Annotated in this window: 22 protein-coding genes and 3 tRNA genes; 17 read left to right on the forward strand and 8 right to left on the reverse strand. The window is 35.9% G+C overall.

Features of this window, described 5'->3' with window-relative positions:
* Positions 1-153: 153 nt before the first annotated feature.
* From dnaA to STO1_RS00015, 3 genes are all read right to left on the reverse strand, one after another.
* Positions 154-1,515, reverse strand: a complete 1,362-nt coding sequence (gene dnaA / locus STO1_RS00005; protein WP_007520973.1) for a chromosomal replication initiator protein DnaA — start codon at positions 1,513-1,515, stop codon at positions 154-156.
* Positions 1,516-1,731: 216 nt separating this feature from the next.
* Positions 1,732-2,490: a ParB/RepB/Spo0J family partition protein gene (locus tag STO1_RS00010; RefSeq protein WP_045618162.1), complete on the reverse strand. Its 759-nt coding sequence runs from the start codon at positions 2,488-2,490 to the stop codon at positions 1,732-1,734.
* A 57-nt stretch (positions 2,491-2,547) separates the two neighbouring features.
* Positions 2,548-3,738, reverse strand: coding sequence for a serine protease HtrA (locus STO1_RS00015; RefSeq protein WP_007520971.1), 1,191 nt, complete (start codon positions 3,736-3,738; stop codon positions 2,548-2,550).
* Positions 3,739-3,923: 185 nt separating this feature from the next.
* On the opposite strand from STO1_RS00015, the gene rlmH reads away from it, so the two are divergent.
* The 7 genes from rlmH to STO1_RS00050 all read left to right on the forward strand — a co-directional run bounded on the left by rlmH (position 3,924) and on the right by STO1_RS00050 (position 7,091).
* A complete protein-coding gene (gene rlmH, locus STO1_RS00020; RefSeq protein WP_007520969.1) occupies positions 3,924-4,403 on the forward strand; it encodes a 23S rRNA (pseudouridine(1915)-N(3))-methyltransferase RlmH in 480 nt (159 codons plus the stop codon).
* A 43-nt stretch (positions 4,404-4,446) separates the two neighbouring features.
* Positions 4,447-4,520, forward strand: a tRNA-Arg gene (locus STO1_RS00025).
* Between the two features lie 165 nt (positions 4,521-4,685).
* On the forward strand, positions 4,686-4,808 hold the full coding sequence (gene comC / locus STO1_RS00030; RefSeq protein ID WP_007520968.1) for a competence-stimulating peptide ComC: 123 nt from the start codon (positions 4,686-4,688) through the stop codon (positions 4,806-4,808).
* 12 nt (positions 4,809-4,820) lie between these two features.
* Positions 4,821-6,140 (forward strand): competence system sensor histidine kinase ComD, encoded by a 1,320-nt coding sequence (gene comD / locus STO1_RS00035; RefSeq protein WP_007520967.1) that lies wholly within the window; start codon positions 4,821-4,823, stop codon positions 6,138-6,140.
* A complete protein-coding gene (gene comE / locus STO1_RS00040; RefSeq protein ID WP_000866082.1) occupies positions 6,137-6,889 on the forward strand; it encodes a competence system response regulator transcription factor ComE in 753 nt (250 codons plus the stop codon). Before comD ends, comE begins: the two co-directional genes overlap by 4 nt.
* Positions 6,890-6,940: 51 nt before the next feature.
* Positions 6,941-7,012, forward strand: a tRNA-Glu gene (locus STO1_RS00045).
* 5 nt (positions 7,013-7,017) lie between these two features.
* Positions 7,018-7,091: transfer RNA gene (locus STO1_RS00050), tRNA-Asn, on the forward strand.
* A gap of 38 nt (positions 7,092-7,129) precedes the next feature.
* Here the strand turns inward: STO1_RS00050 and STO1_RS00055 are convergent.
* Entirely contained in the window at positions 7,130-7,672 is a 543-nt protein-coding gene (locus STO1_RS00055; RefSeq protein ID WP_007520966.1) for a TetR/AcrR family transcriptional regulator, read from the reverse strand.
* Between the two features lie 127 nt (positions 7,673-7,799).
* Between STO1_RS00055 and STO1_RS00060 the strand changes: the two genes are divergently transcribed.
* The gene (locus STO1_RS00060; RefSeq protein ID WP_061588635.1) at positions 7,800-10,454 is read left to right on the forward strand and encodes a YhgE/Pip domain-containing protein; all 2,655 of its coding nucleotides are present in this window, start codon (positions 7,800-7,802) and stop codon (positions 10,452-10,454) included.
* Between the two features lie 21 nt (positions 10,455-10,475).
* On the opposite strand, the gene STO1_RS00065 is transcribed toward STO1_RS00060, so the two are convergent.
* A complete protein-coding gene (locus STO1_RS00065) occupies positions 10,476-13,028 on the reverse strand; it encodes a YfhO family protein (protein WP_096421403.1) in 2,553 nt (850 codons plus the stop codon).
* 61 nt (positions 13,029-13,089) lie between these two features.
* Positions 13,090-14,712 carry an ATP-binding cassette domain-containing protein gene (locus STO1_RS00070; RefSeq protein ID WP_007520963.1) on the reverse strand — a complete coding sequence of 541 codons (1,623 nt, stop codon included), beginning with the start codon at positions 14,710-14,712 and terminating at the stop codon, positions 13,090-13,092.
* A gap of 196 nt (positions 14,713-14,908) precedes the next feature.
* Here STO1_RS00070 and trpS point away from each other — a divergent pair, with 196 nt between their 5' ends.
* Together trpS and guaB are read left to right on the forward strand one after the other, a co-directional pair.
* Entirely contained in the window at positions 14,909-15,934 is a 1,026-nt protein-coding gene (gene trpS / locus STO1_RS00075) for a tryptophan--tRNA ligase (protein WP_096421405.1), read from the forward strand.
* 162 nt (positions 15,935-16,096) lie between these two features.
* Positions 16,097-17,575 carry an IMP dehydrogenase gene (gene guaB, locus STO1_RS00080; RefSeq protein ID WP_000073416.1) on the forward strand — a complete coding sequence of 493 codons (1,479 nt, stop codon included), beginning with the start codon at positions 16,097-16,099 and terminating at the stop codon, positions 17,573-17,575.
* Between the two features lie 52 nt (positions 17,576-17,627).
* Here guaB and recF read toward each other — a convergent pair whose 3' ends face one another.
* Together recF and yaaA are read right to left on the reverse strand one after the other, a co-directional pair.
* Positions 17,628-18,725 carry a DNA replication/repair protein RecF gene (recF, locus tag STO1_RS00085; protein ID WP_096421407.1) on the reverse strand — a complete coding sequence of 366 codons (1,098 nt, stop codon included), beginning with the start codon at positions 18,723-18,725 and terminating at the stop codon, positions 17,628-17,630.
* A 2-nt stretch (positions 18,726-18,727) separates the two neighbouring features.
* Positions 18,728-19,096, reverse strand: coding sequence for a S4 domain-containing protein YaaA (gene yaaA / locus STO1_RS00090; RefSeq protein ID WP_061588637.1), 369 nt, complete (start codon positions 19,094-19,096; stop codon positions 18,728-18,730).
* A gap of 158 nt (positions 19,097-19,254) precedes the next feature.
* On the opposite strand from yaaA, the gene yfmF reads away from it, so the two are divergent.
* Genes yfmF through STO1_RS00125 form a run of 7 tightly spaced genes read left to right on the forward strand, consistent with a single transcriptional unit; the run spans position 19,255 to position 25,634 of the window.
* Positions 19,255-20,505, forward strand: coding sequence for an EF-P 5-aminopentanol modification-associated protein YfmF (yfmF, locus tag STO1_RS00095; protein ID WP_084938518.1), 1,251 nt, complete (start codon positions 19,255-19,257; stop codon positions 20,503-20,505).
* The gene (gene yfmH / locus STO1_RS00100; RefSeq protein ID WP_096421409.1) at positions 20,502-21,785 is read left to right on the forward strand and encodes an EF-P 5-aminopentanol modification-associated protein YfmH; all 1,284 of its coding nucleotides are present in this window, start codon (positions 20,502-20,504) and stop codon (positions 21,783-21,785) included. The genes yfmF and yfmH overlap by 4 nt, the downstream gene beginning before the upstream one ends.
* A 36-nt stretch (positions 21,786-21,821) precedes the next feature.
* Positions 21,822-22,643 carry a cytoskeleton protein RodZ gene (rodZ, locus tag STO1_RS00105; RefSeq protein ID WP_172843630.1) on the forward strand — a complete coding sequence of 274 codons (822 nt, stop codon included), beginning with the start codon at positions 21,822-21,824 and terminating at the stop codon, positions 22,641-22,643.
* A 10-nt stretch (positions 22,644-22,653) separates the two neighbouring features.
* Complete coding sequence (gene pgsA / locus STO1_RS00110; RefSeq protein WP_042903077.1) at positions 22,654-23,199, forward strand: CDP-diacylglycerol--glycerol-3-phosphate 3-phosphatidyltransferase; 546 nt, start codon at positions 22,654-22,656, stop codon at positions 23,197-23,199.
* A complete protein-coding gene (locus STO1_RS00115; protein WP_042768706.1) occupies positions 23,196-24,023 on the forward strand; it encodes an energy-coupling factor ABC transporter ATP-binding protein in 828 nt (275 codons plus the stop codon). The genes pgsA and STO1_RS00115 overlap by 4 nt, the downstream gene beginning before the upstream one ends.
* Entirely contained in the window at positions 24,008-24,847 is an 840-nt protein-coding gene (locus STO1_RS00120; RefSeq protein WP_096421413.1) for an energy-coupling factor transporter ATPase, read from the forward strand. The genes STO1_RS00115 and STO1_RS00120 overlap by 16 nt, the downstream gene beginning before the upstream one ends.
* Positions 24,840-25,634, forward strand: coding sequence for an energy-coupling factor transporter transmembrane component T family protein (locus tag STO1_RS00125; protein ID WP_045618149.1), 795 nt, complete (start codon positions 24,840-24,842; stop codon positions 25,632-25,634). The genes STO1_RS00120 and STO1_RS00125 overlap by 8 nt, the downstream gene beginning before the upstream one ends.
* Positions 25,635-25,658: the final 24 nt, after the last annotated feature.

A 25,658-nucleotide genomic window follows, 5' to 3' on the forward strand; every position in this document is an offset into this window, starting at 1 on the left:
GGATTCTCCTTTATTTTAGTATTAGAAAGTTAATAGTAATAATAGAGTGTGTGAATTCTGTGGAAAACTGAGTTCTATTTAGTAAACTTAAGCTTCTAAGCTTGTTTAAAAAATGTGGATAAAAAAGATAAGAAAGGAAAACTTATCCACAAGCTACTTAATTTTCTTTTTGATTGCTTCTATTTCTAAACGTAAATTATCGTCTTCGTCAATCAATGATTTGATTTTAGCATGGGCATGAATCACGGTGGTGTGATCCTTTCCGCCAAATTCTTTTCCGATTTTTGGAAGACTGTTATCTGTCAGTTCTCTAGCTAGATACATAGCAACTTGACGCGCTAAAACGATATTTTGAACTCGTCTCGTACCCTTCATTTCTTTGACACTCACTCCATAAAAATTACCAACTTCAGTTTGGATTTTCTCAATTGGAATAACAAGTATCTGGCGGGCGTCTTGCTTACGTGCTCTAATAGCTTCCGCAGCAATATCAATAGTGATATCCTTAATCTTCTTCACTCTGGCAATTAAAGTGATATCGTTGATTGCTCCTTCCAGTTCTCGAACATTTGAGTCAAATTGGCCAGCCAAGTATTCCAGAGTATCACTTTGGAAATGGTAATCCAAATGCTCTGTTTTACTTTGAAGAATGGCGATACGTGTCTCAAAGTCAGGAGGGGTGATATTTTGCGTCAATCCCCAGCTAAAGCGCGTGACAAGCCTCTCCTCAAGGCCTTCTAGGTGTTTAGGACTTCGATCACTGGTTAGGACAATCTGTTTCTGCTTATCATGAAGAGCATTGAAGGTATTGAAAAATTCTTCCTGGGTTGCGACTTTTTTACCGCTGAGAGATTGGATATCATCAATCAATAAGAGATCAAGACTACGGTAAGTCTTTTTGAACTTTTCCATTTCCCCAAGTCGCAAGTGTTCAAGAAAGTCGTTGATAAAGCTTTCGGCAGGAATGTATTTGACACGCGCATCAGGAATATTTTTCAAAATCTCATTTCCAATCGCATTGAGCAAATGAGTCTTTCCAAGACCAGGTCCTCCATAGATGAAAAGAGGATTATAGGTCAGAGCTAAATCTTCAGATACAGCTAGTGCAGCTGACACCGCCCAAACATTCCCATCACCTTGAATAAAGTTATCAAAGGTATATTTTTCTTTTAATCCCGTTTCAGAATAGGGAATCGTTGGTAGTGTAGGTGTATAATCGTAAGTAGAGACACTATTTGTATCATTTACTTGAGGAGATTCTGTACTCTGAGGTTTAGTGAAAATATAGTGAGGTTTGATTTCAGAATCATAAATTTCAAAACCAGCAGCAATGATAATATCTTTTAATTGCTTTTCCCACACCATTTCCATCTCTGATCTCGGTAGAAATATAGTAGCTGTATTTTCTTCTACTTTGATAAGTTCAGCAGGTGTAGCATAGAAATCATACATAGATCGCGTCAATCTTTCTTGAGCAAATTCTAAAATACGATTCCAAAATTGCTTTTCTTTCAACTATTTTTCCTCCTTTACTATGATTTTAGTAGTTTAGTGCTAGACTTATTTTACCATAGATAGTAGGAATTTTCCACAGATTGTGGAAAAGAATCCACAATGTTAGTAGTATTTATCCACAGGTTGGGGATAAATAGATATTTCCTTGATTCAATAGGCTTTTTGATAAAAAAATTGGTGGATAAATTTGTGGGTTGAGAAAATAAAAGAACAGCCTCATTTCAGGCTGTTAATAATTCTATCGTATTCTTCTTGACTTGAAAAAGAGATGACAATCTTTCCAGTATCTTTTTTAGAAAGTTTAATTTCTACACTTAAACCTAGTAGTTTTTTTAATTTATCTTCTTCATCTTTGATGAAAGAATCGCTTTTTTTCTGCTTCTTTTTTTTTTTTTCTGTCAGTAGTGCTTCCAACCTTCTCACAGAAATATCTTCATTTTTGATTAGTTGGAAGAAATAGTCTTGCTGCTCTTTGTCCAAACCAACTAGTGAACGTGCATGTGCTTGAGAAATGTTCCCATTTTCTACTTCAGCTAAGATATATTCTGGTAGGGAAAGTAAACGAATAAAATTAGTGATATAAGGTCGAGATTTCCCCATTTTATCGGCTATCTCAGTGTGAGTAAATCCTTTTTCTACTAGAGATTCATAGGCGCGTGCTTCTTCAACAGGATTTAAGTTTTCTCTCTGCAAATTTTCAATGATTGATTGAACCATCATTTCCTGATCTGATAGGTGTTTCACAACGGCTGGAATAGAGGTCAGACCAGCCAAGAGAGAAGCTCGATATCGTCTCTCTCCTGCAAGGATTTCATAACCAATTACAGGAGATTGACGAACGATGATTGGTTGGATGAGCCCATTTTCTTTGATTGACTGAGCCAATTCTTTTAATTTTTCTACATCAAATTCTTTCCGAGGTTGGTAAGGATTTTTTTGTATTTCAGAGATAGAAATCATTTCAAATTTTTCCATGATTCTACACTAACATATCTTTTACTTTCTGTAAAGTTTTCTTTACACTGATGTCAATTAACGTTCCAAATCACCAGAATTCTTATCTAGTTTTATAGAGGTTGTTTCCTCCTTACCATTACGGTAGTAGGTTATTTTTATAGTGTCTCCAATAGCATGGTTGTAAAGAGCATATTGTAAGTCTGTTGATGAAGTAATCTCTTTGTCGTCAACTTTAGTAATGACATCGTATTTTTGAAGATGTCCATTTGCAGGCATATTACTTTGAACAGATCGAACAACTACCCCTGAAGTGAGGCCACTTGGAATGTTTAGTTTTCTAAGATCATTAGCTCCAACGTTAGATAGATTGACCATTTGGATTCCAAGAGCAGGACGAGTCACTTTACCATCACTTTCAAGCTGTTTAATAATATTTTGTACATCGTTTGAAGGAATTGCAAAACCAAGACCTTCCACAGATGTTCCACCATTACTTGCAATCTTACTTGATGTAATACCAATTACTTGTCCTTGAATATTTACAAGCGGACCACCAGAGTTACCAGGGTTAATGGCCGTATCTGTTTGAATGGCTTTTGTTGAAATAGCTTGACCATCTTCAGATTTTAGAGAAACATTTCGATTAAGACTTGAGATGATTCCCTGTGTAACTGTATTAGCATATTCTGAACCTAAAGGACTACCAATAGCAATCGCTGTTTCTCCAACATTAAGTTGGCTTGAATCACCAAATTCTGCCACTGTTGTAACTTTTTCTGAAGAAATTTTTACGACAGCAATATCAGAGAAGGTATCCGATCCGATAATTTCACCAGGAACTTTTGTACCATCAGCTAAGCGGATATCAACTTTTGAAGCTCCGTTAATAACGTGAGTATTTGTTACAATATAAGCATCATTTTCGTTCTTTCTATAGATGACACCTGATCCTTCACTTGCAATCTGTTGATTATCCGTATCAGAATTTGATTCTTCGGTTCCAAATACACTACTTTGTTTATTAGCAGAGTAAGTAATGACTGATACAACAGCATCCTTAATTTTATTCACTGCTTGAGTAGTTGAGTTTTCATTCTTGTATGATGTTTGAGTTACAGTGCCAGAATTATTATTTGTAGCTTGATTTCCTTGTTTTTGATAAAGTTGTAATGTTACGAAACTTCCTAAGGCACCACTTAAAAATCCTATTAGAATGATTACAAGAACTTTAACTCCCTTTTTGTAAAATTTTTGTAAGTGTTTCATAAACGCCTCCGTTTGTTATTTATTTACTCAGATTATAAACCTATTAACTTAATCCAAACTTAAAAGCTTAAAGTTTTACACAAGTTGTGGATAACTCACCTTATTCTGTGAATTTAATAGTATTTTTGGATGATTTTTTTGTGTATAAGATGTGAAATGAAGTGTGTATATGATAGAATAGAAGAATGAAAATAAAAATTGTAACAGTAGGAAAACTGAAAGAGAAATACTTAAAAGATGGTATTGCTGAGTATACCAAACGAATTTTACGTTTCGCCAAATTAGAAATGATTGAGCTCGCTGATGAGAAGACACCTGACAAAGCCAGTGAATTAGAAAATCAAAAAATTTTGGAAACAGAAGGCGCAAGAATTCTTTCTAAGGTTGGAGAAAGAGACTTTGTCGTTGTACTAGCCATTGAAGGAAAAACACTCTCCTCAGAGGAATTTAGTAAGCAACTAGAGCAGGCTTCTATAAAAGGATATTCAACTCTTACTTTTATCATTGGAGGAAGTTTAGGTCTAGCTCCTGTTGTAAAAAATAGGGCTAATCTTTCTGTCAGTTTCGGACGTTTAACCTTACCACATCAGTTAATGAGATTGGTTTTAATTGAACAAATTTACCGAGCTTTTACAATTCAGCAGGGATCTCCTTATCACAAATAGAAGATTGACTTAGCTCTTGTTTTTTGATAGAATGTTCATGTTAGGTCTCATAGCTCAGCTGGATAGAGCATTCGCCTTCTAAGCGAACGGTCGCAGGTTCGAATCCTGCTGGGATCAATTTTAGATGCAAAGCTGGGAGTTTTCCCAGCTTTTTTCTTAAAAAAGTGCGTTTCAGGTGCAAAAATGTACAGTTGAGAAAAATTTTTTCTTACATGGTCTTCATTTTGTATAATAGATTTGTAAGTTAACTTACAAGAAAAAAATAATACAGGAGATTTCATTATGAAAAATACAGTAAAATTGGAACAATTTAAAGAGGTAACAGAGGCAGAATTGCAGGAGATTCGAGGTGGAGAAATTAGAAAGGAAAATAATTTTTTATTTTATTTTTTTAAAAGAAAGTAAAGGGAGAAAAGAATGGATTTTTTCGCAATAATAAGCGTTATATTACATATTTTTATTACTAGTAAAAGTTATAATTTGATTTGTAATACAACTAGAAAAGAACAATACTTCTTTATTTTTTACACAGTAATAGTAGAATTTGTAATTGAATTTTTCTTCTATTCTATATATTTAAGTGGACTAGGGATTGAAAAATTTTTATATCCATTTATTTTATACGCTTATTTTATATGGTTTAAAAAGTTTGATAAGTATAGGGGAGTATTCCTAAGTTTCTTGCTTTCTCTCTTATATCATAGTACTCATACTTTTATAGCTGTAACCCTATCCTCGATAACAGGTGATGAGCTTGCATTACACTATGAAAGTATATTCTTTCTAGTAGTATTGTTGTTGACTTATTTTGTTATTTTAAAAACAATTCGTTATTTTCATTTGGAAATAAAATATTTTGATAAAGATTATCTGTACCCTTTTTTAAAAAAAGTAATAGTTGCTTTCTTTGGTTTGCATATCTTATTGTTTGTTTCAGATATAGTAAGTACGATTCATCACTTAAATAGTTTTGGAAGTATTTTATCAACCATTGTTTTTATCTGTCTGCTATTAGTTTTCTTTGCAATGAATTCTTATAAGGTTCAAATTGAAAAAGAGATTGCCCTAAAGCAGAAGAAATTTGAACAAAAGTATTTACAAACTTATACAGATGAGATTGTGGGTTTGTATAATGAGATTCGAGGTTTTCGTCATGACTATGCAGGGATGCTTGTCAGCATGCAAATGGCGATTGACAGCGGAAATTTACACGAAATTGACAGGATTTACAACGAAGTCCTAGTAAAAGCAAATCAGAAATTGAGGTCAGACAAATATACTTACTTTGATTTAAATAACATAGAAGATTCGGCTTTACGAAGTTTAATTGCTCAATCGATTGTATATGCACGAAATAATGATGTAGAGTTTACATTGGAAGTAAAAGATGTCATTACTAGATTGTCAATGGATTTACTTGATCTTGTTCGCATCATGAGTATTTTATTAAATAATGCTGTTGAAGGTGCCGCAGATAGTTACTTGAAACAAATGGAAGTTGCAGTCATTAAAATGGATTTTGAAACAGTTATAGTTATCCAGAATTCATGTAAAATCACTATGACGCCTTCAGAAGATTTATTTGCCTTAGGTTTCTCTACCAAGGGAAGAAACAGAGGTCTAGGACTTAATAATGTCAAGGAGATCTTAGATAAGTATGACAACATTATTTTAGAAACAGAAATGGAAGACAACACATTTAGACAAATTATTAGATTTAAGAGAGAATTTGAATGAAAGTATTAATTTTAGAAGATGTTATTGAACATCAAGTGAGACTAGAGAGAATATTAAATGAAATCTCGGAAGAATCGAATATTCCTATTTCATATAAGACAACAGGAAAAGTTCGTGAGTTTAAGGAATATATCGAAAATGATGAAGTAAACCAGCTTTATTTCCTAGATATCGATATTTATGGAATTGAGAAAAAGGGATTTGAAGTGGCTCAGTTTATTCGTCATCACAATCCTTATGCTATTATTGTCTTTATTACCAGTCGATCTGAATTCGCTACTTTAACTTATAAGTATCAGGTATCAGCTTTAGATTTTGTAGATAAGGACATCAATGATGAATTGTTCAAAAAACGTATCGAGCAGAGTATTTTTTACACTAAGAGCATGCTGCTTGAAAACGAAGATGTTGTAGACTATTTTGATTACAACTATAAGGGAAATGATTTGAAAATTCCTTACCATGATATTCTGTATATCGAAACAACAGGTGTTTCTCATAAATTGCGAATTATTGGTAAGAATTTTGCCAAAGAGTTTTATGGAACTATGACAGATATTCAGGAGAAGGACAAACATACTCAGCGATTTTATTGCTCCCATAAATCTTTCCTTGTCAATGTAGGAAATGTGAGAGAAATTGATCGAAAAAATTTAGAAGTTGTCTTTTATGAAGATCATCGTTGTCCTATTACCCGTTTGAAAGTTCGTAAACTAAAAGATATTCTAGAGAAAAAATCTAAAAAGTGATTGACAATAAGTAAGAAATTGATATAATGGTTATATCTGCTACAGATAGATGGTCCGTTGGTCAAGGGGTTAAGACACCGCCTTTTCACGGCGGTAACACGGGTTCGAATCCCGTACGGACTATTTTATCCGCCATAGCTCAGTTGGTAGTAGCGCATGACTGTTAATCATGATGTCGTAGGTTCGAGTCCTACTGGCGGAGTTAGATAAAAAGAACACCATCTGGTGTTCTTTTTATTCTTAGTTTGTATCACCTAACATTTTCATAAGGAAGTCTGTCATTTCTTGCGGACTTTCTTTTTTCCCATGAGCAATCCAAGTCTGACAAACACCAAATAGGGCATTTGTTAGATAAATACTGCTATATTCTAACTCAATTGAATTTAGTTGTAGTTGCATAAAACGTTTCTGAAGATCAGTACTAAGCATAATATGCAGTTTATTTCTCAAAAAATTTTGGATTTCTTTGGTTCCATTTTCAGAAAGAAGAGCAGCCAGAAGTGGTTCTGATTCTAGATATTCAAATACTTCTAGAATAGCATCTCTTTTATGATGAACATGTTTTTGGAAGATATATTCAAATGTATGAAATAACTTACTTTGATAGTGTTCAATCATATCATACTTATCCTTGTAATGAGTATAGAAGCTAGAACGACTAATTCCAGCTTTTTCTGCTAATTTAATTGTAGTAATTTGATCGAAGGGGTGATCTATCAATAATTGAACCATGGCATTTTCAATATTTCTCTTTGTCTTTAATCGTTTGTTACTTTCTTTCATAGTTTCTCCTTATGAACAATTTAGACTATATGTCTAAAAAATATTTTTTTATCTTGTAATTTAGATTTTTTAATGTATAATCTATTATATCAAAAATTTAGACAATATGTTTAAAAAAGGAGGAAATATGTTTAAAGAATGGAAAGCAATTTTTAAAAAACCGACATTCATTATTGTAATGATAGGAATTTCTCTTATTCCAGCTTTATACAATATCATATTTTTATCGTCAATGTGGGATCCATATGGTAAAGTATCGGAGTTACCTGTAGCAGTTGTTAATAATGATAAGGAAGCTTCTTATAATGGACAGACAATGACAATAGGTGAAGACATGGTGTCTAATTTAAAAGAAAATAAGACTTTAGATTTTCATTTTGTCAATGAAGAAGAGGGGAAAAAGGGGCTAGATGATGGCGAATACTATATGGTAGTAACTTTACCAAGTGACTTATCTGAAAAAGCTACTTCAATCCTAACAAATCACCCTGAACAGATGCAAATTGATTATCAAACTTCAAGTGGCCGTAGCTTTATTGCAAGTAAGATGAGTGATTCTGCAATGACACAATTAAAACAAACCGTCTCTACGAATGTAACTGAAACATATACTAAGGCACTATTTCAAAAAATGAGTGACTTGAAGTCTGGGATAAATAAAGCAGCTGATGGAAGTGAACAACTGGCTGATGGGACTAATCAGTTAGCAAAAGGAAGTCAAACATTGACGGCAAATCTTAATACTCTAGCTAACTCAAGTGTAACTTTTTCAAATGGAGCTGATCAATTTACAAAAGGCATGTCTGCTTATGTATTTGCCATAGAGCAATTACATCTTGGTTTAGGGGCTTTTAATAGTGGTTTACAAAGTTATACAAATGCCGTTTCACAAGTTGACACTGGACTTAGTCAATTATCTTCAAAAACTCCTGAGTTGGTGACAGGTATAAATCAGCTAAATACGGGCATAAAATCTTACACAGGTGGCGTTTCACAACTGGATGCAGGTCTCAGTCAATTTTCAGTTGGTGTAAATGCTTATGCAAGTAGTGTAGAAAAACTTTCCAGCGGAACGAGTCAATTATCTAACCAATCAGATACACTAAGAGATGGAATAGAGCAATTAAATACTGGTATTAAAGAAATTTCAAGTCAATTGGAGTCCTCATCTCAACAGAATGAACAAATAACTCAATTGGCGACTAGTCTAGGGGAACTGAATAAAATACTACAAGCTCTTACGATATCAGATACTACTCAACTGAAAAGTACATTATCAGAAGCTTTGCCAAATCTAACAACTCTTGCACAGGATATTGTGACTAAAAGTCAGACAGAACAAGAGAAAACTATTGTTAACCTTCAATCAACAGCTACTTATCAATCTCTTACAGAGGAACAAAAGAAAGAACTGACAGAAGCTATTTCTAAAAATTCTAATTCTACTATTGAGTCAGCAAAAACAATTTTAACGACAGTAGGGGGATTAAAAGAAAGTATAGAGAATTCAGAACAACAAGTATCTAATCTATCTGATGTGCAGACGAAAGCAAATCAACTCTTACCTGCAGCATCTAGCTCCTTGACAACCTTGTCAAATGGATTTACAACATTACAAACTTCTGTAAATAATCAGTTAGTTCCTGGAAGTCAGTCAATTGAAAAAGGAGTTGTAAACTATACTAAAGGATTGGATACTATTTCTATAGGTGCTAATCAACTAAGTGAAAAGAATGCAAGTTTAACAACTAGTCTAGATCAATTAGTTTCTGGATCAAGTAAGTTGACAGAAAACACATCAACCTTGACAGCTGGAGTAGATGCGTTAGCTGGAAAAGCTCCAGAATTAGTATCAAGTATAGAAAGTTTGTCATCTGGTTCTGCTCAATTGAATAATAAGAGTCCAGAGTTGATAGCAGGTATTACTAAATTACAATTTGGCTCTGGTCAATTAACAGATAAATCAACACAGTTACTTTCTGCAGCATCTCAACTAGGAAGTGGCGCTATGAAGATTGCAGATGGTGCTGGAAAACTAGCAGATGGTGGAACAACTTTAACCTCTAGTCTTGAAGATTTACAAACAGGAGTTGATTCATTAGGACAAGGATTAGGCAATGCTAATAATCAACTCAAATCAGCTTCGACAGAATCTAAAAATGCAGAAACATTATCTGAACCTCTAGTTCTCTCAAAAACAGACAATGACCAAGTTCCTGTAAATGGGATTGCCATGGCTCCTTATATGATATCAGTTGCTCTTTTTGTTGCTGCTATATCTACCAATATGATTTTTGCGAAGTTGCCTTCTGGACGTCATCCAGAGAGCCGTTGGGCTTGGTTGAAGTCTCGCTCTGAAATAAATGGGATTATAGCTGTCTTAGCAGGTGTTTTAGTTTATGGAGGTGTCCATCTTATCGGATTGACTGCGAACCATGAGATGAGGACCTTGATTCTAATTATAATCACAAGTTTAGCTTTCATGTCTATGGTTACAGCTTTAACAACTTGGAATAGCCGTATAGGAGCTTTCTTCTCTCTTATTTTACTTTTATTACAGTTAGCATCAAGTGCAGGGACTTATCCACTTGCTTTGACAAATGATTTCTTTAAAACTGTCAATCCATGGTTACCAATGAGTTACTCAGTATCAGGCTTACGACAAACAATCTCTATGACAGGAAATATTCATCATCAAGTAATTTTCCTTATTATAACTCTAGCCTTCTTTACTGTTTTAGGTATGCTGGCTTATCAACCTAAGAAGATGCAAGAGGATTAAAAAGATTGACCAAGGAATTGGTCAATCTTTTTCTGTCTTAGATAAATTTCGTCTGTGATTATAGATCCCAAAAAGAAGAAGGGCAGTTACTGAGCAGACTGCTCCAATAACAAAACCATTGGGAATAAAGGAAAGTGTAATGGTGCCTTTTCCCTTTGGGACATCAACTTTCATAAAACCAGTTTGAGCCTGCTTGATTTCAAGTTTTTCCCCATCTTGGTATGCAGACCAACCTTTGTCATAAGGTATAGTGAAGAAAATAGAAGTATCTTGTTTGACTTCATATGTAGCAAAGACTTTATTTTTAGAGGTGGATACTTCTATAGGTTGTTCTTTAATTTTTTGGATTGCTTCAGTAAGAGCCTGAGTATCTAAACGATAGAAGGTTGGAGATTCAAATGACACCTGAGAATTTCCAGGGAAACTAACACTGATATTGAAAGTTTTTTGTTCTTCAGTATAACCCAAATTAAAGAAATTAAATGCATTGTCAGTTGTAAAAGTCTTTTTTTCACCGTTGACAATGATGTCAACTTTCTTTTGCTTGTCGTTTGTAAAATGAAGATTTGAAAAAGAGAGATAGACTTGGCTATTTTGAGGAACCTCAATTTGATAATCAATCTTTGCATCTTCATTCGCAGAACCTGTGATGCTCGATAAACCTTCAGAATTATCTGTTTTATCATATGCTATTTGGGAGAAGTAATCTAAGTTGAGATTAGCAAGCTGGTTTATAAATAAAGCCTGATTATCTAGAGTATGATTATTAAAGTTTACATCGGTGTAAATAGATTGAGTGGCAAAGGCAATGGGTAAAGAGAGTTGATTTTTATATAAGGTTAAATGATCCTTTTGATAAATCTCTTGAAAGCCATACTTATCAAGTGAAGTTTCAGAAATATTGTACTGGATTCCAAATAAACTGTCTGCTAAAAGACTGTTATTTGCATAACGGAGATTGAGGTTGGTTCCAGAGGATTTGAATCCAAGTTTATCTAAACTAGTGCTAGCTGAACGATTTCGTACAGACGAGAATTGAGAGATTCCATTGTAATTAAATTTCATACTGTCATTTCCTGTCTGGATTTGCAGTTTTTCAGTACGTGTAAATGGATTGTCAATTTGGTTTATAATGGATTCCATAGCGGTGATATCTCTATTATAGGCGCTACGAGAAGCAAAGGCCCATTCTTTAGCTATTCCTTCCATTTGAGATGAAGCATTTAAGCTTATCTCAAATGTTATAAATAAAGACAAAAGAATTGCAAATAGATTTACAGAGATAAATTTTCTAATGACTGCAAGAAGTAAAAGAGCATAAACTAGTAGAAATTCAAGGGTGAGTAGGATATTCAAATCTGTTAAAAAAGAATAGTGTGATTTAAAGTATACAGTAGCCAAAAATCCTGCTAGTACAAGAAACAGTGAGAGAAATAGATTCCATAGCTTCAGTTCTTTCAGACGATTTAAGACCTCTGCTGCAGTATAAATTAACAGAGTAGAAAAAATCCAAGCATAGCGATGTAAAAACATATTTGGAGTATGCATCCCCTGCCAAAATAAATCAAGTGCCTCTATGTAAAAGCTTGTTATTAAAAAAGTGAAGAAGATTGCATAGATAAGTTTCACGTGAAACCTTATGGATTTTATTGTGAAAAATAGAATGGTTAAAATAAAAGGAAGCAATCCAACAAAAATCATTGGGATAGATCCATACTTAGTTGTATCAAAAGATCCAATGAATTGTTTTGCGAAAATATCCAGATACCAACTACTATCTGTCTTTAATTTTGTGATGGCAGTTAACTTCTCCCCATGAGTTTGTAAATCAAACAATGTAGGAAGAGTCATAATCAAACTAGCCATTCCTGCTAAAAAGGAGGTAACAACAAAATCAAGAAAAGATGATCTTCGATTTTTAAAGTCCCATGAAATTTGGCAGAGATACCAGAAAATAAGAAACAATGCTGTCATATATCCAAAATAATAGTTTTGAATAAACAAGATTGACAGACTTGTAAAGTATAGCAGGCGCTTCTTTTCTGTTATAAGCATGTGTAAACCAGTTATAATTAAAGGAATCAGGATAAAAACATCTAGCCAGGTTTTTATCTCTAACTGACTAACGGTAAAGCTCATTAAAGCATAGGAAGTAGATAAGGACAGTTTTAAAGATTTCGGAATATCTTTAAATAATCTATTTAGACTAAAGAAAGTTGACAGGCCAATCAATCCAAATTTTAATAGAGTTGTTAGATAAACAGCATCTGGCATATTCGACAGATTAAAAAAGTAAACCAGAGGTGAGAGAAAACTACCCAAGTAATAACTAGATAGAGCATAGAAATTCAGTCCGAGGCCACTTGTAAAGGTGTAAAACAAACTACCATTTCCATGTAAAATATTTCGTAAAGCCATATCAAAAATAACGTATTGATGGAAACCGTCTCCTAATAGTGGAGATGTATCACTATTCCAGTAGATACCCTGAGATAGATATACCCCTAACATAATTACTAAAGGAATAATGAAAGAAATAAAATAGGTTCGATATGTTTTTAAAAATGATTTCATGTTACCTCGTAGAATGGTAGAAAACTCAGTTGGTTAACCCAACTGAGTTTTGAAGTCTTATTTAGTCTTTCCAAAGGTCTTTGACTTTTGCTTGTACTTCTGCATTTTCTAGGAATTCATCATAGGTTTCATCGATACGATCGATGACGCCATTCTTAGACAAAACAATGATATGGTTTGCCAAAGTTTGAATGAACTCGTGGTCATGACTGGCAAAGATGATTGATTCTTTAAAGTTTTTTAATCCATCGTTTAAGCTTGAGATAGATTCCAAGTCCAAGTGATTTGTTGGATCATCAAGTACAAGGACATTTGATTTCAAAAGCATAAGTTTTGAAAGCATGACACGAACTTTTTCTCCTCCTGACAAGACATTTACAGGTTTGTTAACCTCATCACCAGAGAAGAGCATACGACCAAGGAAACCACGTAAGAAGGTATTATCGTCTTCTTCTTTACTTGCAAATTGACGCAACCAGTCAAGAATTGATTCTCCTCCTGCAAAATCAGCAGAGTTATCTTTTGGCAAGTAAGAGCGACTAGTAGTAACTCCCCACTTAACCGTTCCTTCATAGTCAATGTCCCCCATGATTGCACGAATTAGTGCAGTCGTTTGGATGTCATTTTGTCCAATAAGAGCCGTCTTATCACCTGGACGCAAGATGAAGCTGATATTATCTAAAATAGTCTCGCCATCGATCTTGACAGTTAGATTTTCTACTGTCAAGAGATCGTTACCAATCTCACGCTCTGCTTTAAAGTTGATAAATGGGTATTTACGACTGGATGGAACAATTTCTTCTAATTCAATCTTGTCAAGCATTTTTTTACGAGACGTTGCCTGTCTTGACTTAGAAGCGTTGGCAGAGAATCGAGCAACGAATTCTTGCAATTGCTTAATTTTTTCTTCCGCTTTGGCATTACGGTCTGCTAACAATTTGGTAGCAAGCTCAGAAGACTCTTTCCAGAAGTCATAGTTTCCGACATAGAGTTTGATTTTTCCAAAGTCAAGGTCGGCCATGTGAGTACATACTTTGTTGAGGAAGTGACGGTCATGGGATACAACGATGACCGTGTTATCAAAGTCAATCAAGAAGTCTTCTAGCCATGTAATTGATTGGATATCCAAACCGTTGGTTGGCTCGTCCAAGAGCAGAACATCTGGTTTACCGAAAAGTGCTTTGGCAAGGAGAACTTTTACTTTTTCACCATTGGCTAATTCGCTCATATTTTGGTAGTGCAATTCTTCTGGAATATTCAGGTTTTGAAGTAGTTGAGATGCTTCACTTTCTGCTTCCCAACCTCCAAGTTCAGCAAACTCACCTTCGAGTTCAGCTGCGCGAACACCATCTTCATCGGAAAAATCTTCCTTCATGTAAATAGCATCTTTTTCCTTCATGATGCTATAGAGTTTTTCATTTCCCATGATAACTACATCAATTGCACGTTCATCTTCATAGTCAAAGTGATTTTGACGAAGAACAGAGAGACGTTCATCTGGACCAAGAGAGATATGACCAGTTGTAGGTTCGATATCACCAGCTAAGATTTTTAAGAATGTAGACTTCCCAGCACCATTAGCACCAATTAATCCATATGTATTTCCTTCTGTAAATTTGATGTTGACATCATCAAAAAGTTTGCGATCACTAAAACGTAGTGAAACATCAGATACTGTAAGCAATGTTTTTCTCCTACTAATATGTAATACATTTATTCTACTAGAAAAGAGAGAAATATTCAAATTTTTCTTTGTCAATTTTATGTCAACTAAGTTTACAGTTGTATTTACAGTGAATTGGCTCTTTGATTTAAATAATTTTCTGTTATTTTAACAAAAAAATGCTATAATTGAAGAGACCATTTCGAAGGAGAAAAAAATGACGAAACCCATTATTTTAACAGGAGACCGCCCAACAGGTAAACTGCATATTGGACATTATGTTGGGAGTCTTAAAAACAGAGTATTACTGCAGGAAGAAGACAAGTATGACATGTTTGTTTTTTTGGCGGACCAACAAGCATTGACAGATCACGCCAAAGACCCTCAAACGATTGTAGAATCGATTGGGAATGTTGCCTTAGATTACCTAGCAGTTGGATTAGATCCAAGTAAATCAACTATCTTTATTCAAAGCCAAATTCCAGAATTGGCTGAATTATCTATGTACTATATGAATTTGGTGTCACTAGCTCGTTTGGAACGGAATCCGACAGTAAAAACAGAGATTGCTCAGAAAGGGTTTGGAGAAAGTATTCCGACAGGATTTTTGGTTTATCCGATTGCGCAAGCAGCAGATATTACTGCCTTCAAGGCTAATTATGTTCCTGTTGGGACAGATCAGAAACCAATGATTGAGCAAACTCGTGAGATTGTTCGTTCCTTTAATCATGCTTATAATTGTGAGGTCTTGGTGGAGCCGGAAGGTATTTATCCAGGAAATGAGAGAGCAGGGCGTTTGCCAGGTTTAGATGGAAATGCTAAAATGTCTAAATCCCTTAATAATGGTATTTATCTAGCAGATGATGCGGATACTTTGCGTAAAAAAGTCATGAGCATGTATACTGATCCGGATCATATTCGAGTGGAGGATCCAGGTAAGATTGAAGGAAATATGGTTTTCCATTATCTAGATGTGTTTGGTCGTCCAGAAGATGCTCAAGACATTGCAGAGATGAAAGAAAACTACCAACGTGGTGGTCTTGGTGATGTAAAGACGAAACGTTATCTACTTGAAATATTAGAACGGGAACTTGGCCCTATTCGTGAGCGCCGTATCGAATTTGCTAAGGATATGGGAGAAGTGTACAATATGCTTCAAAAAGGTAGTGAGAAAGCGCGTGAGGTTGCGGGGCAAACTCTATCTGAAGTTAAGGGAGCAATGGGAATAAATTATTTTAAATAATAGATAAAATATGAATCGTAAAACTATCTCTTCCATAGGATCACAGGGATAGTTTTTTTATGATTTCTACCATAAATATAATTGACAAATTTTCATAGAATGGTATGATAGATACAATACAAAAAGAGTCAAGTTCAAAAAGAAAGAAAAGAGGAAACTTCAATGTCTAATTGGGACACTAAATTTTTGAAAAAAGGTTTTACCTTTGATGATGTATTGCTTATTCCAGCTGAGAGTCATGTGTTGCCGAATGATGCAGATTTGACAACAAAATTGGCAGATAATCTGACTTTAAATATCCCAATTATAACAGCCGCCATGGATACAGTCACAGAAAGTCAAATGGCTATTGCCATTGCTCGTGCAGGTGGTCTTGGAGTAATCCATAAAAATATGTCTATTGCGCAACAGGCAGATGAAGTTCGTAAGGTAAAACGTTCTGAAAATGGTGTTATTATTGATCCATTCTTCTTGACTCCAGAACACACGATTGCTGAAGCAGATGAACTGATGGGACGTTACCGTATCAGTGGTGTTCCAGTTGTGGAGACACTTGAAAATCGTAAATTGGTTGGTATTCTAACAAACCGAGATCTTCGCTTTATTTCAGATTACAATCAGCCAATCTCAAACCATATGACTAGTGAAAATCTTGTTACTGCTCCTGTTGGTACAGATCTTGCAACAGCTGAAAGCATTCTTCAAGAACACCGTATTGAAAAACTTCCTTTGGTTGATGAAGAAGGCCGTCTCTCTGGCTTGATTACTATTAAAGATATCGAAAAAGTAATTGAATTTCCTAATGCAGCAAAAGATGAGTTTGGTCGTCTTCTAGTTGCTGGAGCGGTGGGTGTCACTTCAGATACATTTGAACGTGCCGAAGCCCTTTTTGAAGCAGGAGCGGATGCAATTGTTATTGATACTGCCCATGGTCACTCTGCTGGTGTTCTACGTAAAATTGCTGAAATTCGTGCTCACTTCCCAGACCGCACTTTGATTGCAGGTAATATTGCAACTGCAGAAGGTGCGCGTGCTCTTTATGATGCAGGTGTAGATGTTGTCAAAGTCGGTATCGGACCAGGTTCTATCTGTACTACTCGTGTGATTGCAGGGGTTGGTGTCCCACAAGTGACAGCAATCTATGATGCAGCAGCAGTTGCGCGTGAATATGGTAAAACAATCATTGCTGATGGTGGAATCAAGTACTCTGGAGATATTGTAAAAGCCCTTGCTGCAGGTGGAAATGCGGTTATGCTTGGATCAATGTTTGCTGGAACAGACGAAGCACCAGGTGAAACGGAAATCTTCCAAGGACGTAAATTCAAGACTTACCGTGGTATGGGATCAATCGCAGCAATGAAGAAAGGTTCAAGTGACCGTTACTTCCAAGGTTCTGTCAATGAAGCAAACAAACTCGTTCCAGAAGGAATTGAAGGTCGTGTTGCCTATAAAGGCGCAGCAGCCGATATTGTCTTCCAAATGATTGGTGGTATTCGCTCTGGTATGGGTTACTGTGGTGCAGCTAACCTTAAAGAACTACACGATAATGCTCAATTTATTGAAATGTCTGGGGCTGGTCTAAAAGAAAGCCATCCTCATGATGTACAAATCACTAATGAGGCGCCAAATTACTCTATGTAAGAAGTAAAAAAGAACTCCTGAAATTCAGGAGTTCTTTTTGTTTACATAAGTGTCAACTTTGATTTACAGATATCTGACCGTTTTGAATATTGAAAATACTAAGGTTCTCTGGCAAGTTTTGTAAGTGATCCAAAGTTGTTATTGTGATAAAGGTTTGGATAGATTGAGAAATGGTTTCTAGTAATTTTAGTTGTCGTGTGTTGTCAAGTTCGCTCATAACATCGTCAAGCAAGAGTATTGGAGACTCGTTAGTAATGCTTTCCATTAGTTCAATCTCTGCTAGTTTGATAGAAAGAACAAGACTGCGATGTTGCCCTTGACTTCCAAAACTAGCATCCATACCATTGATATAGAAAGCAATGTCATCTCGATGAGGGCCAACACCAGTATTCTTTTTAAATAAATCTCTTGCTTTACTTTTCTCTAAAGCCATTTTAAAAGAATTCGTTAGCTGTTCTTCATCAGTGAAGTTGACAGATGATTGATAAAATATTGACAACTCTTCTAATTGATTTGAAATTTCTAAGTGTTTTTTTTGACCAAATTTCTCTAACTCTTTAATGAATTTTATCCGATGCTTTATGACGCGACAACCGTATTCTACTAACTGATCGTCTAAGACTGACAGAAATGTTTCGTCAATCTTCTGGCTGGATTTTAGGTAAGTATTTCTTTGCTTGAGTATATGGTTATAGTTTGACAAGTCTGACAAGTAGATTGGTTTAATTTGTCCCAGTTCAATGTCTATAAATTTTCGACGAACAGAGGGCGCTCCTTTAATTAACTGGAGATCTTCAGGTGCAAAGAGGACCACATTCATATGTCCGATATAGTCTGAGAGGCGAGCTTGCTTTAAGTGATTGACTTTAGTTACGCGCCCTTTTGGTGTTAAATCAATTTCTAGAGGGATAGAACCTGTTTTTTTCTGTAGCAAGCCAGAAAGATGGAGTTGTTCTTCATCAAAATGAATGAGATTTTTATCTGTCCGAGTACGATGGCTACGTGTTAAGGCCAAGAAATAGATTGCTTCTAGAATGTTGGTCTTTCCTTGTGCATTTTGACCTAGAAAGACGTTTAATTTTGGATTAAAATCAATTTTTGTCTCTTTGTAGTTTCGAAAGGTTTTTATTGTTAAATGTTGGAGCCACATGATTATCTTCCTGGAAAACGTGGAGCTTGTTTGGTTTTAGGTGATAAAGTAGTTTTTTGTTTTTCTTTCTTTACACCTTTATTCATATCTTTGACAAGTTTAGCAATCCGCTCTTTTTCAATTTTATCTGCTTGATATTCTTCTTGCTCTTTTAAACTTGGTTGTGTTAATGTGATGTCAATCTTTAAATCAGGGATGTCAATTATATCTCCTATACGGATCTTTTTCCCACGTCTAGTTTCTAATTCACCATTAAAGTAAACTTGATGTTCCATCAAAAAGGATTTAATAGCACCACCGCTTTGTATAATTCCAAGCTCTTTTAGGAGCGCTTGGAGCGTAATAAATTCTTCAAATAATTTGTATTCCATAATTCACCTCAATCTATGGTATTATACCATATTTCTTAGAATTAAGTGAGCGAAATCACTGAAAATGAAAACGATTTTTCTTTTAAAAGCGATAAAGAGAATAAGAAATATTTTCCTTTTCGTGATATAATAGAACTCTATATGTAAGGAGGTAAGGTATGGAGTTAGTGCCTGGAATTTCAGCACATTTTGTTCAATCCAAAAAGTTTAAAACAAATAAAATCACTGTTCGTTTTACTGCTCCCTTATCTCTTGAGACAGTAGCAGGACGCATGTTAAGTGTGAGTATGTTGGAGACTGCCAATAAAGCTTACCCAACTTCTCAAGCTTTTCGTAGATATTTAGCAAGTTTGTATGGGGCAGATATTTCTACGAGTGCTTATCGTAGGGGACAGGCACATGTTCTTGACTTAACCTTTACCTATGTACGAGATGAGTTTTTGAGTAAAAAAAATGTCTTGACTTCTCGAATTTTGGAATTGGTGAAACAGACTTTATTTGCCCCCTTAGCTCTAGATGGAGCTTTTGAGCCAACCTTGTTTGAAATTGAAAAAAAGCAATTATTGGCTAACTTAGCTACTGATATGGATGATTCATTTTATTTTGCTCATAAGGAGTTGGATAGCTTGTTCTTTCATGATGAGCGTCTTCAATTGAGATACAGTGATTTACGAAATAGCATTTCAAATGAGTCTCCTGAAAGTAGCTATACTTGCTTTCAAGATGCTTTGAAAAATGATCGAATTGATTTCTTTTTCTTAGGTGATTTTAATGAAGTAGAAATTACAGAATCGCTGAAGTCATTGTCCTTTACAGCTAGAAAGAGCGATATTTCCATCCAGTACCATCAGTCTTATTCGAATGTTCTACAAGAAGGAATGGTTCAGAGAAATGTAGGACAATCTGTTTTGGAAATGGGCTATCATTCTCCTGTAAAATATGGTGATGATCAGCATCTGCCTATGCTTATTATGAATGGTTTGTTGGGTGAATTTGCACATTCGAAACTCTTTACAAACGTTCGTGAGAACGCTGGGATAGCCTATACTGTCTCTAGTCAATTGGATTTGTTTAGTGGTTTGTTAAGGATGTATGCAGGTATCAATAGAGAAAATCGGAATCAAGCTAGAAAAATGATGAATCATCAGTTGATGGATTTGAAAAAGGGCAACTTTACAGATTTTGAGCTTGATCAAACCAAGGAGATGATTCGAAGATCTTTATTGATTGCTCAAGATAGTCAGCATACCCTAGTTGAAAGACTCTATTTATCTGTACTATTTGGAAAAGCGACTTTTGACATTGATCGGATGTTGGAAAGATTAGAGAGTGTCGATAAAGAAGCTGTATGTAAAGCTGCCAACAGTTTGAAGTTACAAGCGATTTACTTTATGGAAGGAGTAGAATGACGAGGGTTACTTTTGAAGAAAAATACTATCCTGCTGTAAAGGAAAGAGTGTACAAAACACAGTTGTCAAATGGGTTGACAGTTTCTTTACTTCCTAAACAAGATTTTAATGAGGTTTACGGGGTTGTAACGGTTCAATTTGGCTCTGTAGATGCAACTTATACCAGTTTGGAAAAAGGGTTATGTCATCATCCAGCAGGAATTGCCCATTTTCTTGAACATAAATTGTTTGAACGAGAAAACTCTAAGGATATAATGGCTACTTTTACTCGATTAGGTGCGGACAGTAATGCCTTTACAAGCTTTACTAAGACTAGTTATCTTTTTTCAACAATTGACCATTTATTAGATAATTTAGATTTGCTTGATGAGTTAGTTGGAGATGCTCATTTTACAGAAGAGTCTGTTTTGAGGGAACAAGATATTATCCAGCAAGAACGAGAAATGTACCAAGATGATCCAGATTCGCGTTTGTTTTTTGCAACATTAGCCAATCTTTATCCTGCTACTCCTTTAGCAACAGATATTGTTGGGAGTGAGAAATCAATTTCTGAGATTCAAGTTTCAAATTTAAAAGAGAATTTTACAGACTTTTACAAACCTGTCAACATGTCACTGTTTTTGGTTGGAAATATTGATGTAAAAGTTGTTGAGGAATACTTTTCGAAAAAGGAAAAGAAGACTTTAGAACAGTTTACAGTTACAAAAGAGAAACTACCCTTGCAGCCTGTGAAGCAAACCGATAGCCTTCGGATGGAAGTTTCTTCACCCAAACTTGCTGTTGCGATTAGAGGTAATGGGCAAATAACAGAAGTGGAGTCTTATCGTTACAATATTTTATTGAAATTGCTATTTACGATGATGTTTGGTTGGACCTCGGATCGTTTTCAAAAGTTATACGAGACAGGGAAGTTAGATGCGTCATTGTCACTAGAGGTTGAGGTAAATAGTCGCTTTCATTTTGTGATATTGACGATGGATACCAAGGAACCTGTTTCTTTGTCGCACCAGTTTCGGAAAGCGATTCGTCAGTTTAGTAGTGATGCAGATATTACTGAGGAGCATCTCGATCTTGTTAAGAGTGAGATGTTTGGAGAATTTTTCAGTAGTATGAACTCTTTGGAATTTATTGCAACTCAATACGAGCCGATGGATCGCGGAGAAACAATTTTTGATTATCCGAAAATTTTACAGGAAATTACTTTGGAAGATGTTCTTGAAGCTGGGCATCGTTTGATTGATAATGGTGATCTAGTTGATTTTACAATTTTTCCAGCCTAAATAAGGCAAGAACACTAGAAAGAAGGAATGGTAAGTATGAGAAAAAAAACAATTGGCGAGGTTCTGCGTTTAGCTAGAATTAACCAAGGATTGAGTTTAGAAGAATTGCAGGAAAAAACTGAAATTCAGTTGAATTTTCTAGAAGCAATGGAGGCGGATGATTTCGATCAACTTCCTAGCACTTTTTACGCTCGTTCTTTTTTAAGAAAATATGCTTGGGCAGTAGAGTTAGATGAAAGAATTGTCTTGGATGCCTATGATTCAGGTAGTATGATCACCTATGAAGAGGTCGATGTTGATGAAGAAGCTCTGTCTGGTCGTAGACGGTCAAATAAGAAAAAAACGTCTTATCTCCCTTTGTTTTATTTTGTGCTATTTGCTTTATCAATTTTAATTTTTGTGACTTACTATGTTTGGAACTACATCCAAACTCAGCCAAGTCCTTCGTCAGCTAGTTATAGTGTTGTCAACTCAACTAGTTCCACAACCTCAACTAGTTCATCTTCTAGTGGTCAGACGTCTAGCTCATCTTCTACTACGGAATCAACTATTACAGTGTCAGGCGAAGGAAACCGCATTGAAGCTCGCTATAAAACGAGCAAGGAAACAGCTACGGTTCAGCTGACTGTTTCGGATGCAACTAGCTGGGTAAGTGTTTCAGGAAGTGAACTTGAAGGTGGTGTGACCTTGTCATCAGACAATAAAAACGCAAAAACAACAGTTTCGACGAAAGAACCTGTGACGATTACTTTGGGTGTAGTGAAGGGAGTTTCTTTAACTGTGGACAATCAAACAATCGATACCTCGAAACTGACAACTCAGACTGGAACTGTAACACTTACATTTACTACAGATTAAGGAAAAATCAATGAAAAAAGAACAAATTCCTAATGTATTAACTATTGGTAGAATTCTCTTTATACCTCTCTTTATTCTTATTTTGACTTTGGGCCATTCACAAGGCAGTCATTTGCTAGCAGCGATCATCTTTGCAGTTGCTAGTGTAACGGATTATCTTGATGGCTACCTTGCTCGTAAATGGAATGTAGTCAGCAATTTTGGAAAATTTGCTGATCCGATGGCTGATAAGCTGTTGGTTATGTCAGCTTTTATCATGTTAATTGAGTTAGGTATGGCTCCAGCTTGGGTTGTTGCTATTATCATTTGTCGTGAACTTGCGGTGACAGGCTTGCGCTTGTTGCTTGTTGAGACGGGAGGGACAGTTCTAGCAGCAGCTATGCCAGGGAAAATCAAGACCTTTAGTCAGATGTTTGCCATTATCTTTTTGCTCTTACATTGGAATTTAATTGGTCAGCTGTTGCTTTATATCGCTTTGTTTTTCACTATCTACTCTGGTTATGATTATTTTAAGGGTAGCGCTCATGTATTCAAAGGAACATTTGGTTCAAAATGAAATCGATTATTGAAGTAAAAGATCTGTCTTTTCGTTATAAGGAAGACCAGGATCATTATGATGTTAATAATGTCTCGTTTCACGTGAAACGGGGAGAATGGCTTTCGATTGTAGGTCATAACGGGAGTGGGAAATCGACAACTATCCGTTTGATTGATGGATTGCTTGAAGCAGAGTCTGGGGAAATCTGGATAGATGGGCAATTGTTGTCCTCTGAGAATGTTTGGGACTTGCGTCGACAAATTGGTATGGTTTTTCAAAATCCAGATAACCAATTTGTGGGGGCGACTGTTGAAGATGATGTTGCCTTTGGTTTAGAAAATCAGGGACTTCCTCGTGAAGAAATGAAGAAGAGAGTGGCCGAATCTTTGGAGTTGGTAGGGATGCTGGACTTTAAGAAGAGAGAACCAGCTCGTTTATCTGGTGGACAAAAACAGCGTGTGGCTATTGCGGGAGTTGTTGCCCTGAGACCAGCTATTTTGATTTTGGACGAGGCTACAAGTATGTTGGATCCTGAGGGACGCAGAGAACTGATTCAGACAGTTCAAGAGATTCGAAAAGACCACCAGATGACAGTCGTCTCCATTACACATGATTTAGAGGAAGTTGCGATGAGTGACCGTGTCTTGGTCATGAAAAAAGGCCAAGTGGAGTCAACCAGCAGCCCAAGAGAACTTTTTTCTCGGGATGACCTTGACCAGATAGGGTTGGATGAACCTTTTACTAATCAATTGAGAGAATCTTTGAGAGAGACTGGTTATCAGTTGCCGGATGGCTATTTGACAGAAGGAGAGCTAGAGGACAAGTTATGGGAATTACTCTAGAAAATGTGAGCTTTACCTATCAAGAGGGAACTCCCCTATCTTCATCAGCCTTGACTGATGTTTCTTTGACGATTGAGGATGGTTCCTATACAGCTTTAGTAGGGCACACAGGTAGTGGAAAATCAACGATTTTACAGCTTTTAAATGGCCTATTGGTACCAAGTAAGGGTTCTGTTCAAGTTTTTGATACTGTCATTACCCCTACATCAACCAATAAAGAAATTCGCCAGATTCGAAAGCAAGTCGGTCTAGTGTTTCAATTTGCTGAAAATCAGATTTTCGAAGAGACTGTTTTAAAAGATGTTGCGTTTGGACCACAAAATTTTGGAGTTTCTGAGGAAGAAGCACAGAAAATTGCGCGTGAAAAGTTAGACTTGGTGGGCATTGATGAGTCACTCTTTGAGAGGAGTCCATTTGAACTTTCGGGTGGCCAGATGAGACGTGTGGCCATAGCAGGTATGCTGGCCATGGAGCCAACTGTCTTGGTTTTGGATGAGCCGACAGCAGGGCTAGATCCTTTGGGCAGAAAAGAATTGATGACCTTGTTTAAAGAACTCCACCTTTCTGGAATGACAATCGTCTTGGTAACGCATTTGATGGATGATGTAGCTGCATATGCTGATCAGGTCTATGTTATGGAAAAGGGGCGTTTGGTCAAAAGTGGCAAACCGTGCGAAGTTTTCCAAGATGTAGCCTCTATGGAAAAAGTACAGTTAGGTGTGCCTAAAATCACAGCCTTTTGTAAACGTTTGGCAGATAGGGGTGTAGCTTTTAAAAAACTGCCAATCAAGATAGAGGAGTTTAAGGAGTCGCTAAATGGATAGTATGATTTTAGGACGTTATATACCAGGAGATTCCATCATTCATCGCTTGGATCCCCGTAGTAAATTGCTCGCTATGATCCTGTTGATTTTGATTGTATTTTGGGCCAATAATCCCCTCACCAATCTCATTCTGTTTGTAGCGACAGGTATATTTATCGCTTTGTCAGGCGTTTCTCTCTCATTTTTCGTTCAGGGATTAAAATCCATGTTCTTCCTGATTGCTTTTACGACTCTTTTTCAGCTCTTTTTCATTTCAAGTGGAAATGTCTTATTTGAGTTTTCTTTTATAAGAATAACGGATTATGCTTTGCAACAAGCTGGGATCATTTTCTGTCGTTTTGTGTTGATTATTTTCTTTTCAACTTTGCTAACGTTAACGACCATGCCTTTGAGTTTGGCAGCTGCAGTTGAATCTCTCTTAGCGCCTCTAAAACGCGTGAAAGTTCCTGTTCATGAAATTGGTCTCATGTTATCAATGAGTTTGCGTTTTGTTCCAACCTTGATGGATGACACGACGCGAATTATGAATGCTCAAAAAGCGCGTGGGGTTGACTTTGGCGAAGGTAGCATCGTTCAAAAAGTAAAGGCTATGATTCCGATTTTAATTCCTCTTTTTGCTACTAGTTTAAAACGTGCAGATTCATTGGCAATAGCCATGGAAGCGCGTGGTTATCAGGGAGGAAAGGGTAGAAGTCAGTATAGACAGTTGAGATGGAGTCAAAAGGATACACTGGCGATTCTTGTGATTCTGGTGCTGGGATGTTTCTTATTTTTCTTAAAATCTTAGCAGGTTTGTAGGATTGATAAGAAG

Origin of the sequence: Streptococcus oralis subsp. tigurinus (assembly GCF_002356415.1) — a bacterium.
Taxonomy (GTDB): domain Bacteria; phylum Bacillota; class Bacilli; order Lactobacillales; family Streptococcaceae; genus Streptococcus; species Streptococcus oralis_F.

Coding starts and splice junctions, on each gene's coding strand:
- STO1_RS00010 (WP_045618162.1), bottom strand. CDS start 2,490: ATGGAAAAATTTGAAATGATTTCTATCTCTGAAATACAAAAAAATCCT.
- STO1_RS00015 (WP_007520971.1), bottom strand. CDS start 3,738: ATGAAACACTTACAAAAATTTTACAAAAAGGGAGTTAAAGTTCTTGTA.
- rlmH (WP_007520969.1), top strand. CDS start 3,924: ATGAAAATAAAAATTGTAACAGTAGGAAAACTGAAAGAGAAATACTTA.
- comC (WP_007520968.1), top strand. CDS start 4,686: ATGAAAAATACAGTAAAATTGGAACAATTTAAAGAGGTAACAGAGGCA.
- comD (WP_007520967.1), top strand. CDS start 4,821: ATGGATTTTTTCGCAATAATAAGCGTTATATTACATATTTTTATTACT.
- comE (WP_000866082.1), top strand. CDS start 6,137: ATGAAAGTATTAATTTTAGAAGATGTTATTGAACATCAAGTGAGACTA.
- STO1_RS00055 (WP_007520966.1), bottom strand. CDS start 7,672: ATGAAAGAAAGTAACAAACGATTAAAGACAAAGAGAAATATTGAAAAT.
- STO1_RS00060 (WP_061588635.1), top strand. CDS start 7,800: ATGTTTAAAGAATGGAAAGCAATTTTTAAAAAACCGACATTCATTATT.
- STO1_RS00065 (WP_096421403.1), bottom strand. CDS start 13,028: ATGAAATCATTTTTAAAAACATATCGAACCTATTTTATTTCTTTCATT.
- trpS (WP_096421405.1), top strand. CDS start 14,909: ATGACGAAACCCATTATTTTAACAGGAGACCGCCCAACAGGTAAACTG.
- guaB (WP_000073416.1), top strand. CDS start 16,097: ATGTCTAATTGGGACACTAAATTTTTGAAAAAAGGTTTTACCTTTGAT.
- recF (WP_096421407.1), bottom strand. CDS start 18,725: ATGTGGCTCCAACATTTAACAATAAAAACCTTTCGAAACTACAAAGAG.
- yaaA (WP_061588637.1), bottom strand. CDS start 19,096: ATGGAATACAAATTATTTGAAGAATTTATTACGCTCCAAGCGCTCCTA.
- yfmF (WP_084938518.1), top strand. CDS start 19,255: ATGGAGTTAGTGCCTGGAATTTCAGCACATTTTGTTCAATCCAAAAAG.
- yfmH (WP_096421409.1), top strand. CDS start 20,502: ATGACGAGGGTTACTTTTGAAGAAAAATACTATCCTGCTGTAAAGGAA.
- rodZ (WP_172843630.1), top strand. CDS start 21,822: ATGAGAAAAAAAACAATTGGCGAGGTTCTGCGTTTAGCTAGAATTAAC.
- pgsA (WP_042903077.1), top strand. CDS start 22,654: ATGAAAAAAGAACAAATTCCTAATGTATTAACTATTGGTAGAATTCTC.
- STO1_RS00115 (WP_042768706.1), top strand. CDS start 23,196: ATGAAATCGATTATTGAAGTAAAAGATCTGTCTTTTCGTTATAAGGAA.
- STO1_RS00120 (WP_096421413.1), top strand. CDS start 24,008: ATGGGAATTACTCTAGAAAATGTGAGCTTTACCTATCAAGAGGGAACT.
- STO1_RS00125 (WP_045618149.1), top strand. CDS start 24,840: ATGGATAGTATGATTTTAGGACGTTATATACCAGGAGATTCCATCATT.